The sequence below is a fragment of the Mitsuokella sp. UBA4253 genome (genome assembly GCF_002395285.1).
GTDB lineage: Bacteria > Bacillota > Negativicutes > Selenomonadales > Selenomonadaceae > Mitsuokella > Mitsuokella jalaludinii.
This window is the reverse complement of the sequence record NZ_DGWR01000018.1, coordinates 38,835-54,681: the sequence shown is the minus strand read 5'-3', so window position 1 is coordinate 54,681 and position 15,847 is coordinate 38,835. Positions and strand designations below refer to the sequence as shown.

Here is a 15,847-nt window from a genome sequence, read left to right as displayed (position 1 = left end):
CTGATTTCCTTTACAGGAAGCGGCCTGCGTTGTAAGATGGAAGTGTTAAAATTTTTCGTGATATGCAGGAGGAATCCATATGAAAAAGGTACTGACAATCGCGGGCAGTGATTCGAGCGGCGGCGCAGGCGTGCAAGCGGACCTCAAGACGATGCTGGCCAACGGCGTCTACGGCATGAGTGCCATCACGGCCCTGACGGCGCAGAACACGCAGGGCGTCCGCATGGTGCAGGAGACCACGCCGGAGTTCTTGGCGGCAGAGCTCGATGCTGTCTTTGAAGACATCCGCCCGGATGCCGTCAAGATCGGCATGGTTGCTTCGCCCGCACTCATTCACGTCATCGCAGAAAAGCTGCAGGGATACGGGGCAGAATACGTGGTGGTGGATCCCGTCATGGTCGCGACGAGCGGGGCAAAGTTGCTCGCCGATGATGCCGTCGAGGTACTCGTGCAGGAGCTCTTCCCGCTCGCAGAGGTCATCACGCCGAACATCCCAGAGCTCAGCGTCCTGACGGGACAAGAGATTGCGGATGAGGCGGCCTTCCAGCGGGCGGCCGAACATCTCGCGGCGCAGGCCGGTGTCAATGTGCTGGCCAAGGGCGGTCACTCCGCTGGTGAGGCGAGCGACCTGCTCGTCATGGCAGACGGCAAGGGTGAGAAATGGTACCGCGGCACGCGCGTCGAGAATCCCAATACGCATGGCACGGGCTGCACGCTCTCGAGCGCGATTGCGGCAAACCTTGCCAAGGGATTCGACCTTGCGGAGTCGATTGGCCGCGCGAAGTCCTATCTGTTCGGGGCGCTGCTGGCGAAGATGGACCTCGGCACGGGCAGCGGCCCCGTCGATCATGGATGGAATCTCCATGGCGATTTCTTCGAGAACTGAATATCCGATGTGCCTGTGAGCCAGAAGCCCCGAAAGGGGCTTCTTTTGATTTGCACAAATGAGACATAGTCGAAACATATGTGATAATAAATGAGAAATTCATTGAGAATAGAAGGAAAATGGTTAGAAAACATAAGGAAAAGATTGAAAGTATGGAGCTTTACTGCTAATATAAGAATCAACAAGAGAGCAAAAGAGAAATAACATCACAAATGTGACAATAAAAAGAAGAGGAGGCGAAGACATCATGATGCCAGTAGAGAGACGCATCCTGATCAAGGCGGCCAGCATGTACTATCTTGACCATCTGAAGCAGAGCGAGATTGCCTCGCGCATGGGCGTTGACCGCACGACCATCAGCAAGTATCTCAAGAAGGCGATGAAGAGCGGCATTGTCAAGATAGAGGTTGAGAGCGATTCGTATGAAGATCTTGAAGCGGCCCTAGAACGGCGTTTCGGTCTGCGCGAGGCTTACGTCGTGCCCAAGAGCTACGACATGCTCGCCATCAAGCAGAGCATGGCGCAGGCCGGACTCAACCTGCTGCGCCGCATCATGGCGGATGGACAGGTCGTCGGTATGGCGTGGGGTTCTACCATCCAGGAACTCACGAAATACGCGCATCACGAGAAGATGCCGCAGCTTGACATCGATTTTGTGCCGATTGACGGAGGGCCGGAGAGCATTGACAGTGATCATCACGTCAATACAATCTGTTATGAGATGGCCAAGACGGTCGGCGGCCGCAGTCATTACATCTACGCACCGGCCATTACGCGCACGCCGGAGATTCGCGATGCCATCGTACAGGATGCGAATTATGAGAAGATCTCGCAGTTCTGGCAGCGCCTTGACGTTGCGATTGTCGGTATCGGTGCACCGGTCAAGTCGTCGAATCTCGTCTGGGCGGGATACTTTGGCCGGGATGCTATCGATTCCATGCGGCGCACTGGGGCCGTGGGGGAGATTTGCTCCGTCTTCTACGACAAGGATGGAAGTCCCGTGCAGACGCCCTTTACGGATCGCACGATTGCCATACCGCTCGATACCTTGCGCGGCTTGCCGTACAGCATCGGCATGGCTGCTTCACGTGAGAAAGTTCCAGCGATCATGGGGGCCTTGCGCGGCCATCTCATCAATGTGCTGATCACGGACGAGTCGACGGCAACCATTCTGCTGCATGAATGATGAGGAGGGTGAGATTTCATGATAGGGATGTTGTTCTTGGCGGCGATTGTAGTCTGGGTCATGCAGACCCTGCTGGCGCTCTGGCAATTCCGCCGCTTCAACCGCCGCGTCAAGGAGCTCCGCCGGTTTGGGCGCGTGGCCATCGGCAAATCGAAGGGGAGGTTCCTGGCGGGAGCCATTGTCCTGCTCTGCATTGACGAAGATTGCCGCATCATCAAGGGAGAATTATTGGAAGGTGTCACGGTCTTTGCCAAATGCCGACCCTTCACCGCTCTTAGTGAACTAAATCTTCTAAGTATTCACAAATCGATCTGTGAGGAAAGAGGCCTGACACGCCAACAGGTCAGAGCCGCGTTGAATGCGCGTCAGGACTATCTTTCCTATCAGGAGCTCCAGCAAGAAAAACGCCATGTATCCGTGACGCCTGCTGGAAGATAGAATAGGGAAAAAGAAAGGGAAAAAGAAAAGGAGAGATTTTGATGGACACCATGGTTTTATTGGCACAGGGCTTTATCGGCATGTTCAACAAAGGTGGTGAGACCTTTGTCGGCTGGGTGGGCGGCATCATTCCGACACTCATCTGCCTGCTTGTCGCCATGAATTCGATCATCGCTTTTGTGGGGCAGGAAAAAATCGAGAAGTTTGCGCGCATCTGCGGTGGCAACGTCATCACGCGCTACATCCTGCTGCCGGTCGTCGGCACGTTCTTCTTCTGCAATCCGATGACCTTGTCTCTGGGCAAATTCCTGCCGGAGTACTATAAGCCATCGTATTACGCAGCAGCATCCGCTTCCTGCCATACGATGAACGGGCTCTTCCCGCACGTCGACCCGGCGGAACTCTTTGTCTTCCTCGGTGTGGCAAACGGCATCTCGGCACTCGGACTGCCGACGGTTGATCTTGCACTGCGCTACTTCCTCATCGGCATTGTCATCAATTTCCTGCGCGGCTGGATCACAGATTTCATGACGGCTTACGTGCAAAAGCAGCAGGGAGTGAAGCTCAGCAAGGAGCTTGCGCCGACAAAATCGTGATCCCTAAAAAATTTTAGGCTGATACTACAACATATGGACATATGTGATACATGAAAAAGGAGAAAGGCATCATGGCAAAGTATAAAGACGTCATCGTCACAGCTGGTTCCGGCGGTTTCGGCGGTCCGCTGCACCTGCATCCCAATGAGAAACAGAACAAGATCGTCAATATCACGGGCGGCGTCATCTCGCCCGTTGCCAAGAGACTGGCGGAAATGACGGGCTGTGAGCTGGTGGATGGTTTCAAGACGAGTGTTCCTGACGCGGAAATCCTGGCAGTCGTCATTGATTGCGGTGGAACACTGCGCTGTGGCATTTACCCGCAGAAGCGTATCCGGACAATCAACCTCAATCCGACTGGCCCGAGCGGTCCGCTCGCGCAGTTCATCAAACCGGATATCTACGTCTCGGCTGTGCGCGAAAAGGATCTGGCTTTTGCAGAGGAAACTGACGCTGCTGAACCGGCCGCGGCAGAAGAAGTGCAGCATGATGCGGCGGCACCGGGCGGGATGGGCAGCCGTCACTATGACACGTCGAAGAAAATCTCGGAGCAGCAGGCCGGTTTTATGGCGAAGGTCGGTCAGTTCATGGGCGGTATCGTTGCTGTCTTTTATCAGGCCGGCCGTGAGACCATCAACACGATGATCAAGACCATCCTGCCATTCATGGCCTTCGTCTCGATGCTCATAGGCATCATCCTCTCGACAGGCATCGGCGACATCATTGCCCACCTGCTCGTGCCGCTAGCTGGCAATGTGGGCGGCCTCATCATCTTGTCGCTGATCTGCTCCTTCCCGTTCCTCTCACCGTTCCTCGGACCGGGGGCCGTTATCGCGCAGGTCATCGGCGTGCTCATCGGCGTCGAGATCGGCAAGGGCGCAGTCCCGCCGCATCTTGCCCTGCCGGCGCTGTTCGCCATCAATGCGCAGTGCGCCTGTGATTTTATCCCGGTCGGTCTCGGCTTGGCCGAAGCAGATGCGAAGACGGTCGAAGTCGGTGTGCCTTCCGTGCTCTATTCCCGCTTCATCACGGGACCGCTTTCCGTCATTCTCGCTTGGCTCGCCAGCTTCGGGCTCTATGAGGCTTGATGAATTTCCATGGATGTATATCAGGAGGTATTCCAATGAAAAAATATTACAGTACAATCGTACAGGAACTCGGTGCTCAGGTTCATGCGTTCAAGGGGGCGCGCATGCTCATCCTGTTCAATGAGAATGCGCCTCAGGAACTCCGCGAATACTGCGTCCTGCACCGCGGCAACAAGCTCGAGGATATCGTCGAACCAGGCGACATCTTCCAGCTCGGCAAGGAAGCGTACAAGATCATCTATGTCGGCAGCCAGGTCCAGAAGAACCTGCGCGACCTCGGTCACATCACACTGCGCTTCAATGGAAACAAAGAAGGGGAGAATCTGGAAGGTAGCCTCTATCTCGAGGACAAAGAGATCGGCGACATTGCTCCCGGCGAGGAGATTGCCATCTATAAGAGATGAAGGGGCTGGCAAGCGATGTGAAACGTCCCCAGCATCAGACATCATTCAGATGTCGTGTGGTAAGAAAAGATAGGAGAGATATTCATGACTTCGTGGTTGAATCTGGAAGGGAAAACAGCAGTAGTGACGGGCGGTGCATCCGGCATCGGCAAAACGGTTGCGCAGTCATTTCTCGATAATGGTGCGAATGTCGTAGTCTGTGACATGAACCCGGACGAGCCGGAATTTGAGCTCGGCGGGAGCAGGGGAAAGCTGCTCTACGTCGTGACCGATGTCACGAAAGCGGAGAGCGTCACAGCGATGGTCGAGAAGGCAAAAGCGGCTTTTGGCAAGCTCGACATCCTCGTCAACAACGCAGGCATCAACATCCCGTGTCTGCTCGTGGATCCAAAGGATCCGCACGGCAAGTATGAGCTCAGTGAAAGAGTCTATGACAAAGTCACGAGCGTCAACATCAAGGGCGTGTACCTCATGGCACAGGCCCTGGGCCATGAATTTGTCCGCAATGGCGCTGGTGTCATCATCAACATGAGCTCGGAGAGCGGTCTCGAAGGCTCTGAAGGCCAGAGCATCTATGCGGCGACGAAGAATGCGGTCAACTCCTTTACGCGTTCGTGGTCCAAGGAACTCGGCCGCTACAATGTCCGTGTTGTCGGCGTGGCGCCGGGCATCCTCGAGGCGACGGGCCTGCGCACACTGGCCTATGAAGAAGCGCTTTCCTACACGCGCGGCATCACGGTCGAAGACCTGCGCAAGGGCTATAAGAACACGAAGACGACGCCGCTCGGCCGCAGCGGCAAGCTCACCGAGGTGGCCAATCTCGTCCTTTTCCTCGCCAGTGACCGCGCTTCGTATATCCACGGTGTCACGTACAACGTGGCCGGCGGCAAGACGAGAGGCTGATGCCCTTCTGCCGCAATCCACCATCCTTACCCATTCTTTATGTCTTTCGAGATGCACTCTCTGGCAGAGTGCATCTCTTTTCTTTTTCGGGGAAATTGAAAAATTTGCCTGACTGTGCCAACCGTGATAAGATGGAAAGGCAATCGCCAGATGCCCCGCAGGGGCTTGTCTGGAACGGAACGCAAACAAAAAGAAGGAAAAGGAAGAGATGAATCCATCATGATGAAGATAAAGAAACTCGCGAAACTGCTGGGGCTTTGCTGCCTGACGGCAGGGCTGGCCCTGCCGTCTGCCGCGCAGGCAGCGACGGGGGATGATGGCCATGTCACGGCGACATCGGTGCTCGCGGAGAAGGCGGGGCAGAAACCGGCTGTGACGGAGACGAAGGCGGCGCAGCAGATCGAGGCGGCGGCCAAGGCGGATACATCTGCGGGCCAGTCGGTTGACATCCGCAGTGTGCGCCTGGTCTGGGATCACGTGCCGGGGGCCGTCAAGTACCAGGTCGAGATCCTCGGCTCTGCAGAGGACACACTGCCGAATGTCATCATGACGCAGAATCAGATTTTTGCCAATGGCGTTGACATTGAGGTCGGCCGCTACGGCAAGGCTGCGGCGAATTTCTACTGGAAGGTGCGCGGACTCGACTACAACGGCAATCCCGTCAACTCGTATTCCACGCCGCAGCCGCTGACGTCTGGCACGCTGAACCCGACGGCACCGCTTGCGACGTCGGACTACGACGCGATGGACTATGCGGCGGAGTACCCTGTCTACTCGTGGATACCGATGCCGGGCGCGAAGCACCATGAGGTGCAGGTCTACCGCGAGGTGGGCTCGCAGGACATGTACTTAAAGACGCTGCAGGCTGGTGAGTACGATGTCTACGACTGGGACGCCTACACGACGCAGGGCCGCTACTACTGGCGCGTGCGCTCTGTGGATGCGGACGGCGCGCCCTTGAGTGACTGGTCGGCGAAGAACGGCTTCACGGTGACTTCGCCGACCCCGATCGCGGCGCTCGGCGACAGCATCACGCACGGCGGCGGCGTCATGAGCGTGCCGCCCTCGTATCCGCTCTACAACTGGGAGACGTATTCGTCCGTGCCCATCAAGAACCTCGGCGTCAGCGGCAACACGACGCAGGACATGATCGACCGCTTCGAGCACGATGTCCTGCCGTTCTCCCCGCGCATCCTTGTCATCATGGGCGGCGTAAATGACTACCGCGCCGGCACGTACGGCTGGACCGTCGTGCAGCATCTCAAGGCGCTCAAGGAGAAGTGCGCGGCCTACGGCATCATCCCGGTCTTCGTGACGCCGACGCCGATCAATCCGAGCCTCATGATCCACCGCGCCGGCATCGAGCATCCGACGCCGGACTGGCTCACGCATCAGCAGTTTGTCTGCGCCTGGGTCAAGAAGCAGCCGTATTCTGTCGATGTAGCCAGCGCTCTGGCCGACGAGCGCGGCTGGCTGCGCTCCGACTACACGACGGACGGTCTGCACCCCGATTATCTCGCCAAGAAGTCGATGGGCGAGAAGATCGGCCAGTACCTCGAGGCGACCTTTCCCTGGGTCACGCAGAGCCTGACGAAGAAGACGAATTCCTGACCGCGTGTCAGTTTCATACGTCAAAAAGCCGCATTCCGTGTCATGGAATGCGGCTTTTTTGGTGCGCAGTCAGTCTTTGATATGGATGCCCGTGATCGTATAGCCGCTGCCGGAGAGGGCGCGGCGGATCTCGTCGTCGCTGACCTCGCGCGTCATCTTGACGATGGCGTGATTGCGGTGCAGGTTGACCTCAGCAGCAGCGCCGTCAATCGTGTCGAGTGCCTGCTCGACGCGGGCCTTGCAGTGACCGCAGGTCATGCCCTCGATATCGACGACCTTCGTCGCGACAATGGTGCCTGTGAGTTTCTTTTTCGGGACTTTGACATCCCCGCCTCCGCAGCAGCTGCTTTCCCCACGGAAATGCTTGAGCACGCCCTTGACGGCAAAGAAGAGCGCGACGAGGACGACGATGCCGACGATTGCTGTAGCCATGATGGATTCCCCCTGTATAACAACGTAATTGAAAATAAACTTCATTACTATTTATATACCAGCTGGGGGTATCTGTCAAGCCTTACTGTCTCCAGATAATACTCAGAAAAGCCTGCTAAAATGACTGAATACAATCGGGGAATACTATCCATCCATCATTTTATTCTTCTAGGAGGTTTTATTTATGAAGCGCAGGAAGGGATTCATCGCGATCGTGGTCCTCTTGCTCGTGGCCATCGGTGTCAGCGGTTACTGCTACCAGTCGGCCCGCACGCCGGAATATGCGCTGAACGAGCTCATGGAGGGCGCCAGAGAGCATGACGCGCAGAAGGTGCAGCGCTATGCTGACCTTTCCTCTATCGTCACGAAAGGGTATGACAGCAGCACAGAGATTCTCGCGCGCGACATTGAGCGGCTCCACCGAGAGTATCTGCAGGACTGGTTCTTCTGCCACGACACGGCCTTCATGGAATCGTACATCAAGGAGCGCCGCGAGAGCGATCTCGTCTTCATCAACCGCAGTCTCGAATTCTTCCTGACGCCGACCATCGCGCCAATCGGCGAGAGCGACGAGCAGGCGAAGTGGATTGCGGGCGAGGCTGAGAAATTCACGCAGCACTACAGCGCCAAGCTCCAGGGCGTCGAGCGCAAGGGCGACTGGGCTGAGGCGACGTTCCTCGTCACAGGCGATGATTCCGACTACGGCCGCCTCGTGCCGCAGATGACCGTCAAAGTCGAGCTCGTGCAGAAAAGCGATGGCCATTTCCAGGTTACGCACATCACGAACACCGACGAGATCTTCGATCCGATCGTCAAGGGCATCGAGGATTACTGGACACTGCAGGGCTGGCAGTGAGACTATGTGAGACAGAAAGAGATTCCACGATGTGATTGGGCACATCGGGAATCTCTTTTTTTGTGAGCTTTTTCGTAGAAAATGGCCATGCATCCTGCTAGAATGGCCATGAGGTGATGATCATGGAAAAGATAAAGCACATCGGACTGTATCCCTGCCCGTTCGGCTTCTTCCGCATCGTGGAGGAAGAGGACGCAGTTGTTGCTATCGATGTCGTGAAGGAGCGGCAGGAGGAAGAGCGCCCGAGCGAGGTGACGGACTGGGCGGCGCGGGAGCTTCACGAGTATCTGGAAGGGGAGCGGCGCGCGTTCACGTTCCCCTACAGGCTCGTGGGCACGCCGTTTCGCCTGCAGGTCTGGAAGGAGCTCGAGAAAGTCCCCTACGGCGAGACGACGACTTACAAGAGACTGGCGGAGGCCATCGGGCGGCCGGGGGCCTACCATGCTGTCGGCGGCGCCGTCGGAGCCAATCCCCTGAGTATCTGTGTCCCGTGCCACCGCGTCATTGGCACGAACGGCAGTCTCACAGGATATGCCTGGGGGCTGCCGATGAAGGAGGCTTTATTGGAGCTGGAGCGCCGTTAACGCTGTCCGAGCGGTGTCTTCTGCAGGATGCCTGCTGCGACGATCGCGATCGCGCTGTTCAGCACGCCTTCTGCGATGAGGCCCGGTGCTGAGGCGAGGCCTGCTGCGAGGCTGTCGTAGAGCAGTGCTCCGAAGAGCGTGTAGGCAGCAGCCATCCAGGCCGAGGCGAGCAGGAAGCCGACGACGAGGCGAGCGGGCGAGGCCTTTGTCTTGTCTGGTCGGATGACGCGCCAGGCAATGTCCGCCATGAAAAACTTGATGATGAGCGTCGGCAAGATCCAGAGCGGGAAGCCGCCGATGAGGTCCGAGAGCGCCGAGCCGAAGCAGGCCGCGATCAGTGTCTCGCGGCGCCCGCAGAAGAGCACCATGAGGAAGATGGCCGCATCGCCGAGATGTGCGTATCCGAGCGGGATCGGGATGCGCGGCACGAAGGTCGCGAGGAAGACGACGGCCGCCATGACGGCCGCCAGGCAGAGCTCGCGCGTGGTGAATGAAGAGGATGGATGTACAGATGATGCCATGATGATTTCCTTCTTTCGTCTTGTTTTTTCAATCTGGACTTGTGTCCTATTGCTGACTAGTATATACTGGTTTTGACCTTAGAAAAAGATTCAAAGCATGACGATAAGATAGTATCAGATGGAGAGAGGGAGTTTGCTGTGCTGACCTATTCATTCGAGAACATCGGGGCGGAATCGCTCTACGAGCACCTCTACCGCTGCATCCGCGCGGACATACTCGCCGGGCGCCTGCAGGCGGGCGAGAAGCTGCCGTCGAAGCGCTCGCTCGCGCACCAGCTCGGCATCAGCGTCATCACGGTCGAGGGCGCATATGGTCAGTTGGTGGCGGAAGGCTATTGCCAGTCGGTGCCGAAGAAGGGATTCTTTGTCGCGCGTCTTTCCAGCCTGCCCATCAAGCCCGCTCAGGCGCAGCGTGTCCATCGCGAACCGGAAGCGTGTTTGCCTGAGTACCTGGCCGACTTCACGGCCAACAGTCTGCGCCCCGAGGATTTCCCGTTCAAGACGTGGACGCGCCTCTTGCGCCAGGTCATGGCGCAGCAGGCTGAAGAGCTCTTGGAGCGCTCGCCCGGCATGGGCATCATGAGCCTGCGCGAGACAATCGCCAATCATCTGCGCAGCTTCCGCGGCCTCGATGTCGCGCCGGAGCAGATCGTCGTCGGCGCGGGCACGGAGTACCTCTACGGACTGCTCGTGCAGCTTTTGGGGCGCGACAAGTGCTTCGGCGTCGAGAATCCCGGCTTTGACAAGATCCGCCAGGTCTACCGCCAGAATGCTGTGCGCTGCGTGCCTGTGGCGATGGACGAGCAGGGCATCTGCCCGCAGGAACTCCAAGAAAAAGGTGTCGACGTCCTGCACATCAGCCCGTCGCACCACTTCCCGACGGGCTGCATCACGCCGATCAGCCGGCGCTATGAGCTGCTGGGCTGGGCGAGCGCGGGCGAGGGCCGCTTTATCATCGAGGACGATTACGACAGTGAGTTCCGGCTGACGGGCCGTCCCATCCCGACGATGATGGGCATCGACGTCAGCGGCCGTGTCATCTACATGAACACCTTCTCGAAGACACTGACGCCGACCATCCGCATCAGCTACATGGTCCTGCCCGACAAGCTCGTCGAGGTCTTCCACCGAGAACTCGGCTTCTACAGCTGCACCGTCTCGAACTTTGAGCAGTATACGCTCGCGCGCTTCATCCGCGCAGGCTACTTCGAGAAGCACATCAACCGCATGCGCAACTGCTACCGCAGGCGGCGCGAGGCCTTGCTGCAGACGATGAAGGCGGGCGGCCTCTTCCATCACGCCGACCTCATCGAGCGCGGCTCCGGCCTCCACTTCCTGCTGCACTTCCACACGGGGAAAGACGACCATGTGCTGCAGCAGGAATTGTCGCAGAAGGGCATCCGCATGCGTCCGCTCAGCGACTATTACGTCGGCAGTGCCGAGGGCGCGGCGCACACCTTCGTGCTCAACTACTCTGGCATGGAAGAGGATTGCCTCGACGAGGCCATCGACCGCATCGTCTCATGCCTTGAGGCGTGACCGTATAGATATTTACTATGTACCCGATAGGGAATCTATATTTTCCATATATGATGATTCATGATATAATGAGAAACAATGAGACAGAGTCGTCACTCGCAGTGGATAGATGAAAGATAGAGGTGCTTCTTATGTTGATGGGTCTTACCGTACCAAAACTCCTGCTGATCTTCGCAATCGGCTTGCTGGTCTTCGGACCGGGCAAACTGCCGCTCGTCGGCAAATCGCTCGGCAAGAGCGTCCGCGAATTCAAATCCGCCGTCACCGAAGACGAGAAGGCGGAGGCCAAACAGATTGCCCAGGCAGAGCAGAAGACCGAGACTGTTGCAAAGTGAATCTCGCATCCGTGCACGAGCATCTTTGAGGAATACCTCAGGGATGCTCTTTTTTTTACCCCTTGTTGTCGCCCAACATCGTGTCATGACGGGCAGTCGGTTAAACTTGATTTGCAATCTCAGATTTTTTGAGTACAATGAAGGTGTGTATTTACGACAAAAGGAGAGTCTTATGTATCTGAATGAATTGAAAGCCGGTGAGCGCGCAGTGGTGCGCTCGGTCGGCGGAGAGGGAGCGCTGCGGCAGCATTTCCTCGACATGGGCGTGATACCGGGCGCGGAGATCACGCTCGTGAAGTTCGCGCCGATGGGGGACCCAATTGAGTTCCGCATCCACGAGTATGAGCTGACACTGCGCATCGACGATGCGAAGCAGATTGGTATCGAGAAGCTGCCGGGCTGGGAGTCGGACCAGCATCCAGCGGTCCACATCCCGCATGAGCCGACGGACCATCCAGGCCTCGGCGAGGGCGGCCGCTACCACGTGCGGCAGGGCGAGCACCCGCTGCCCGACAGCCAGTTGCTGACGTTTGCGCTCGCGGGCAACCAGAACTGCGGCAAGACGACGCTTTTTAACCAGCTGACGGGCTCGAACCAGCATGTCGGCAACTTCCCGGGCGTCACGGTCGACCAGAAGAGCGGCAGCATCCGCGGCCACGCGAACACGAAAATCACGGACCTGCCGGGCATCTACTCGATGTCGCCGTACACGGAAGAGGAAATCGTCTCGCGCGAGTTCATCCTGCGCGAGCAGCCGACGGGCATCATCAACATCGTCGACGCGACGAACATCGAGCGCAACCTCTACCTGACGCTGCAGCTCATCGAGCTCGACCGCCCGATGGTCCTCGCACTCAATATGATGGACGAGCTCACGGGCAATGGCGGCTCCGTCGACATCAATGCGATGGAGTCCTTGCTCGGCATCCCGGTCGTGCCAATCTCGGCAGCCAAGGGCGAGGGCATCGAGGAGCTCGTCGCGCACGCCCTGCACGTCGCGCATTACCAGGAGAAGCCGGGCCGCATGGACTTCTGCGATGCGGAGAGTCATCGCGGCGCGGTGCACCGCTGCCTGCACGGCATCATGCACCTCATCGAGGATCACGCGAAGGAAGCGCGCATCCCGGTCCGCTTCGCCGCGACGAAGATTGTCGAGGGAGACAGCCATGTCATCGAAGCGCTGATGCTCGACCAGAACGAGATGGAGATGATCGAGCACATCATCTGCCAGATGGAGAAGGAGCGCGGCCTCGACCGCTCGGCGGCCATCGCCGACATGCGCTTTTCCTTCATCGGCAAGCTCGTCGACCGCACGTTCCACAAGGCGCACGAGAGCCGCCAGCACGAGCGCAGCCGCCGCATCGACAAGATCCTGACGGGCAAGTACACGGCCATCCCGGCCTTCATCGCCATCATGAGCCTCGTCTTCTACCTGACGTTCAACGTCATCGGCGCGGCCCTGCAGGACCTCATGGCCGCAGCCATTGCCTTCCTGCAGGATGAGGCGGATGCCGCCATGACGGCTGCCGGCGTCAATGAGGCGATGCACTCGCTCGTCATCGACGGCATCTTCCAGGGCGTCGGCACGGTGCTGTCGTTCCTGCCGATCATCGTGACGCTCTTCTTCTTCCTGTCCCTGCTCGAGGACACGGGCTACATGGCGCGCATCGCCTTCGTCATGGACAAGTGGCTCAGGAGGATCGGACTGTCGGGCCGCAGCATCGTGCCACTGCTCATCGGCTTCGGCTGCTCGGTCCCGGCCATCATGTCGACGCGCACGCTGCCTTCTGAGCGTGACCGCCGCATGACGATCCTCTTGACGCCGTTCATGAGCTGCTCGGCCAAGCTGCCAATCTACGGCTTCTTCATCGCGGCATTCTTCGGCGACTACGGCGCCCTGCCGATGATCGTCCTCTACTTTGGCGCGATGCTCGTCGGCATCCTCATGGCCTACCTCGGCAAGAACACCATCTTCAAGGGCGAGGCCGTGCCTTTTGTCATGGAGCTGCCGAACTACCGCATGCCGGGCCGCCGCAATGTCATGCAGCTGCTCTGGGAGAAGTCGAAGGACTTCCTCGAGCGCGCCTTCTCCGTCATCTTCATCGCGACGATCGTCATCTGGTTCCTGCAGACGTTCGACTTCCGCCTCGACATGGTTGCGGATTCCTCCGAGAGCATGCTCGCCTCGATCGCGGGCGTCATCGCGCCTGTCTTCGCGCCGCTCGGCTTTGGCGACTGGCGCATCTCGACGGCGCTGATCTCGGGCTTCATGGCCAAGGAGAGCGTCGTCTCGACACTCGGCGTCCTGTTCGGCACGAGCTCCATCTCGACAGTGCTGACGCCTCTTGCGGCTGCATCGCTTCTGGCCTTCTGCCTGCTCTACACGCCGTGCGTCGCTGCCATCACCTCCGTCAAACGCGAGCTCGGCACGAAGTGGGCCATCTGGGTCGTCATCTTCCAGTGCGTCATCGCCTGGATCGTCGCCTTTATCGTCCATACAATCGGCATGCTCCTGTGATCAAGATCAAGATATCGAGATACTAAAAAGCGGCTGTACGCGATGTACAGCCGCTTTTCTGCATGTCAATCTTCGACGTCCCGTGTCTCGAGATAGAAGAAGAACGCGGTGACGATGATGGCTAAGATCAGCCAGATGGAAGATGGCATATAGACCTCCTGTCGATTATGGCATGGGGGTGATTCGGCAGCGGACGAATGGTTCGCCGCTATTTCTTGCTTTCAGTATAGCAGAGGATTCCGGCCTCTGTCAAAGCTTTTCGCCACGTCTCTTCGAGCATGGGCAGGCGCCAGCGGGCGTTGGCCGGGCTCGTCGAGGGCATGGCGTAAAAGGCGATGTCGGGACGCCTCATCAGAGCCTTGTTGTGGCGCCGGAAGGCCTGGGCCGACTTGCCGCCGTTGAAGCAGATGGCCCGGATGGCCGGGTACGCCTGCAATAGCGCAGTGAAGTCATTGCCCCGCTCCTCGCGGATGGCGGAGTCGAGGCTGCCCTCGCGCTTGCACTGCCCGATAGAATCCCAGAGGGCAATGTGGTGGTCTAGCAGCATAGCGAGCTTTTCCTCATAGCGGGAGGGCAGCGCTTCGCCGAGCAGGTCGGCCATCATCGGCCAGAAGCGGTTCTGCGGATGGGCGTAGTACTGCTGTTCCTCGAGCGACTTGACGCCGGGCATGGAGCCTAAGATGAGCGCCCGGCAATCCTTGTCGATGCTGGGCGATAGTCCGATACAGAGCATGTGGATGCGACCTTTCTGGATAAGCGAGTCAGCGGTTCTCAAAGGCCTTGGCCAGATGCTCGAGGCCATTTTGGAGCGTGCTCCAGGGGCAGGCGATGTTGAGGCGCTGGAAGCCGCGGCCCGCCTTGCCGAAGATGTGGCCGGAGTCGAGCCAGAGGTTCGCGTCGTTGATGATGATGTCGTCGAGCTCTTCGTCGGAGAGGCCGTAGGCCGAGAAGTCGAGCCAGAGAAGGTACGTGCCCTCAGGCTCGATAAGCGTCACCTTGGGCATCTTCTCGGCGAGGAAGGCCTTCGTCTTCTTGTAATTGCCTTCGATGTAGGCCAAGAGCTCCTTGAGCCACGAGCCGCCTTCTGTGTAGGCTGCCTGGGCGGCGAAGAGGCCGAGCGCGTTCGGCTGGCTGTAGCCGGCCGCCGAGATCTCAGCGCGGAAGCGCTTGCGAAGCTCGTCATTCTCGATGAAGATGTTCGAGATCTGCAGGCCGGCGAGATTAAAGGTCTTCGACGGTGAGGTGCAGGTGATCGTTTGCGCCGCAATCTCCGGCGAGAGCGAGGCGAGCACTGTGTGGCGGAAGCCAGGGCGCACGAACTCCTCATGGATCTCGTCGGAGACAATCAGCACATCGTGCTTGAGGCAGATGGAGGCGATGCGCAGCAGCTCCTCGCGCGTCCAGACGCGGCCGGCCGGATTGTGCGGGCTGCAGAGCAGGAAGAGCTTGACATTATTTTTGACAATCTTATCTTCAAAGTCCGCAAAGTCAATCTCGTAGTGGCCGTCCTTGAGGACAAGAGAGCTGTTGACGAGCTGGCGGCCGTTCTGGCGGATGACCTCGCTGAACGGATAGTAGACGGGCTGCTGCAGGAGGACGGCATCGCCGGGCTTCGTGAAGCAGCGCACGGCTGTGGCCAGCGCGAAGACGACGCCCGGCGTGATGGTCAGGGCCTTCGTCGAGGGCGTCCAGTCGTGGTGCTCCGTCATCCAGTCGACGATGGTCTGCTTGTACGACTCTTTCGGGTCGGTGTAGCCGAAGATGCCGTGCTGGACGCGGCGCGTGAGCTCCGCGATGACGGGCTGCGGTGTGGAAAAGTCCATGTCGGCGACCCAGAACGGCAGGATGCCCTGCGGATAGCCGCGCTCGACGGCAAAGTCGTATTTGAGGCACGAGGTGCCGCGGCGGTCGATGACTGTATCAAAATCAATTGGCATAAAAATCACTCGC

Annotated in this window: 17 protein-coding genes; 13 read left to right on the top strand and 4 right to left on the bottom strand. The window is 58.4% G+C overall.

The window, feature by feature from the left end:
- Positions 1–79 precede the first annotated feature (79 nt).
- The 8 genes from thiD to B2X55_RS10650 all read left to right on the top strand — a co-directional run bounded on the left by thiD (position 80) and on the right by B2X55_RS10650 (position 7,112).
- Complete coding sequence (thiD, locus tag B2X55_RS10685; RefSeq protein ID WP_286822109.1) at positions 80–886, top strand: bifunctional hydroxymethylpyrimidine kinase/phosphomethylpyrimidine kinase; 807 nt, start codon at positions 80–82, stop codon at positions 884–886.
- Between the two features lie 247 nt (positions 887–1,133).
- Positions 1,134–2,072, top strand: coding sequence for a sugar-binding transcriptional regulator (locus tag B2X55_RS10680; protein ID WP_286822108.1), 939 nt, complete (start codon positions 1,134–1,136; stop codon positions 2,070–2,072).
- Between the two features lie 18 nt (positions 2,073–2,090).
- Positions 2,091–2,510 (top strand): transcriptional regulator GutM, encoded by a 420-nt coding sequence (locus B2X55_RS10675; protein ID WP_286822107.1) that lies wholly within the window; start codon positions 2,091–2,093, stop codon positions 2,508–2,510.
- Positions 2,511–2,551: 41 nt separating this feature from the next.
- Entirely contained in the window at positions 2,552–3,106 is a 555-nt protein-coding gene (srlA, locus tag B2X55_RS10670) for a PTS glucitol/sorbitol transporter subunit IIC (protein ID WP_270528801.1), read from the top strand.
- Between the two features lie 71 nt (positions 3,107–3,177).
- Positions 3,178–4,194, top strand: a complete 1,017-nt coding sequence (gene srlE, locus B2X55_RS10665) for a PTS glucitol/sorbitol transporter subunit IIB (protein ID WP_270528800.1) — start codon at positions 3,178–3,180, stop codon at positions 4,192–4,194.
- A gap of 35 nt (positions 4,195–4,229) precedes the next feature.
- A complete protein-coding gene (locus B2X55_RS10660) occupies positions 4,230–4,598 on the top strand; it encodes a PTS glucitol/sorbitol transporter subunit IIA (RefSeq protein WP_036378290.1) in 369 nt (122 codons plus the stop codon).
- A gap of 84 nt (positions 4,599–4,682) precedes the next feature.
- Positions 4,683–5,501 carry an SDR family oxidoreductase gene (locus tag B2X55_RS10655; RefSeq protein WP_036378289.1) on the top strand — a complete coding sequence of 273 codons (819 nt, stop codon included), beginning with the start codon at positions 4,683–4,685 and terminating at the stop codon, positions 5,499–5,501.
- 219 nt (positions 5,502–5,720) lie between these two features.
- Positions 5,721–7,112 (top strand): GDSL-type esterase/lipase family protein, encoded by a 1,392-nt coding sequence (locus B2X55_RS10650; protein ID WP_036378288.1) that lies wholly within the window; start codon positions 5,721–5,723, stop codon positions 7,110–7,112.
- A 69-nt stretch (positions 7,113–7,181) separates the two neighbouring features.
- On the opposite strand, the gene B2X55_RS10645 is transcribed toward B2X55_RS10650, so the two are convergent.
- Entirely contained in the window at positions 7,182–7,544 is a 363-nt protein-coding gene (locus tag B2X55_RS10645; protein ID WP_286822104.1) for a heavy-metal-associated domain-containing protein, read from the bottom strand.
- A gap of 184 nt (positions 7,545–7,728) precedes the next feature.
- Here B2X55_RS10645 and B2X55_RS10640 point away from each other — a divergent pair, with 184 nt between their 5' ends.
- Both B2X55_RS10640 and B2X55_RS10635 read left to right on the top strand, forming a co-directional pair.
- Positions 7,729–8,400: a hypothetical protein gene (locus B2X55_RS10640; protein WP_286822103.1), complete on the top strand. Its 672-nt coding sequence runs from the start codon at positions 7,729–7,731 to the stop codon at positions 8,398–8,400.
- Between the two features lie 122 nt (positions 8,401–8,522).
- Positions 8,523–8,984, top strand: coding sequence for a methylated-DNA--[protein]-cysteine S-methyltransferase (locus B2X55_RS10635; protein WP_278521134.1), 462 nt, complete (start codon positions 8,523–8,525; stop codon positions 8,982–8,984).
- Here B2X55_RS10635 and B2X55_RS10630 read toward each other — a convergent pair.
- Positions 8,981–9,505 carry an ECF transporter S component gene (locus B2X55_RS10630; RefSeq protein WP_278521136.1) on the bottom strand — a complete coding sequence of 175 codons (525 nt, stop codon included), beginning with the start codon at positions 9,503–9,505 and terminating at the stop codon, positions 8,981–8,983. The two genes, B2X55_RS10635 and B2X55_RS10630, sit on opposite strands and share 4 nt — an antisense overlap.
- A 138-nt stretch (positions 9,506–9,643) precedes the next feature.
- On the opposite strand from B2X55_RS10630, the gene B2X55_RS10625 reads away from it, so the two are divergent.
- The 3 genes from B2X55_RS10625 to feoB all read left to right on the top strand — a co-directional run bounded on the left by B2X55_RS10625 (position 9,644) and on the right by feoB (position 13,897).
- Positions 9,644–11,044 carry a PLP-dependent aminotransferase family protein gene (locus tag B2X55_RS10625; protein ID WP_286822101.1) on the top strand — a complete coding sequence of 467 codons (1,401 nt, stop codon included), beginning with the start codon at positions 9,644–9,646 and terminating at the stop codon, positions 11,042–11,044.
- A gap of 134 nt (positions 11,045–11,178) precedes the next feature.
- Positions 11,179–11,379: a Sec-independent protein translocase subunit TatA/TatB gene (locus tag B2X55_RS10620; RefSeq protein ID WP_036378305.1), complete on the top strand. Its 201-nt coding sequence runs from the start codon at positions 11,179–11,181 to the stop codon at positions 11,377–11,379.
- A 172-nt stretch (positions 11,380–11,551) separates the two neighbouring features.
- On the top strand, positions 11,552–13,897 hold the full coding sequence (feoB, locus tag B2X55_RS10615) for a ferrous iron transport protein B (RefSeq protein WP_278521139.1): 2,346 nt from the start codon (positions 11,552–11,554) through the stop codon (positions 13,895–13,897).
- A gap of 208 nt (positions 13,898–14,105) precedes the next feature.
- Here feoB and B2X55_RS10610 read toward each other — a convergent pair whose 3' ends face one another.
- Positions 14,106–14,630 carry a DNA-deoxyinosine glycosylase gene (locus B2X55_RS10610; protein WP_286822100.1) on the bottom strand — a complete coding sequence of 175 codons (525 nt, stop codon included), beginning with the start codon at positions 14,628–14,630 and terminating at the stop codon, positions 14,106–14,108.
- Positions 14,631–14,658: 28 nt separating this feature from the next.
- Positions 14,659–15,834 (bottom strand): MalY/PatB family protein, encoded by a 1,176-nt coding sequence (locus B2X55_RS10605; protein ID WP_286822099.1) that lies wholly within the window; start codon positions 15,832–15,834, stop codon positions 14,659–14,661.
- Positions 15,835–15,847 lie beyond the last annotated feature (13 nt).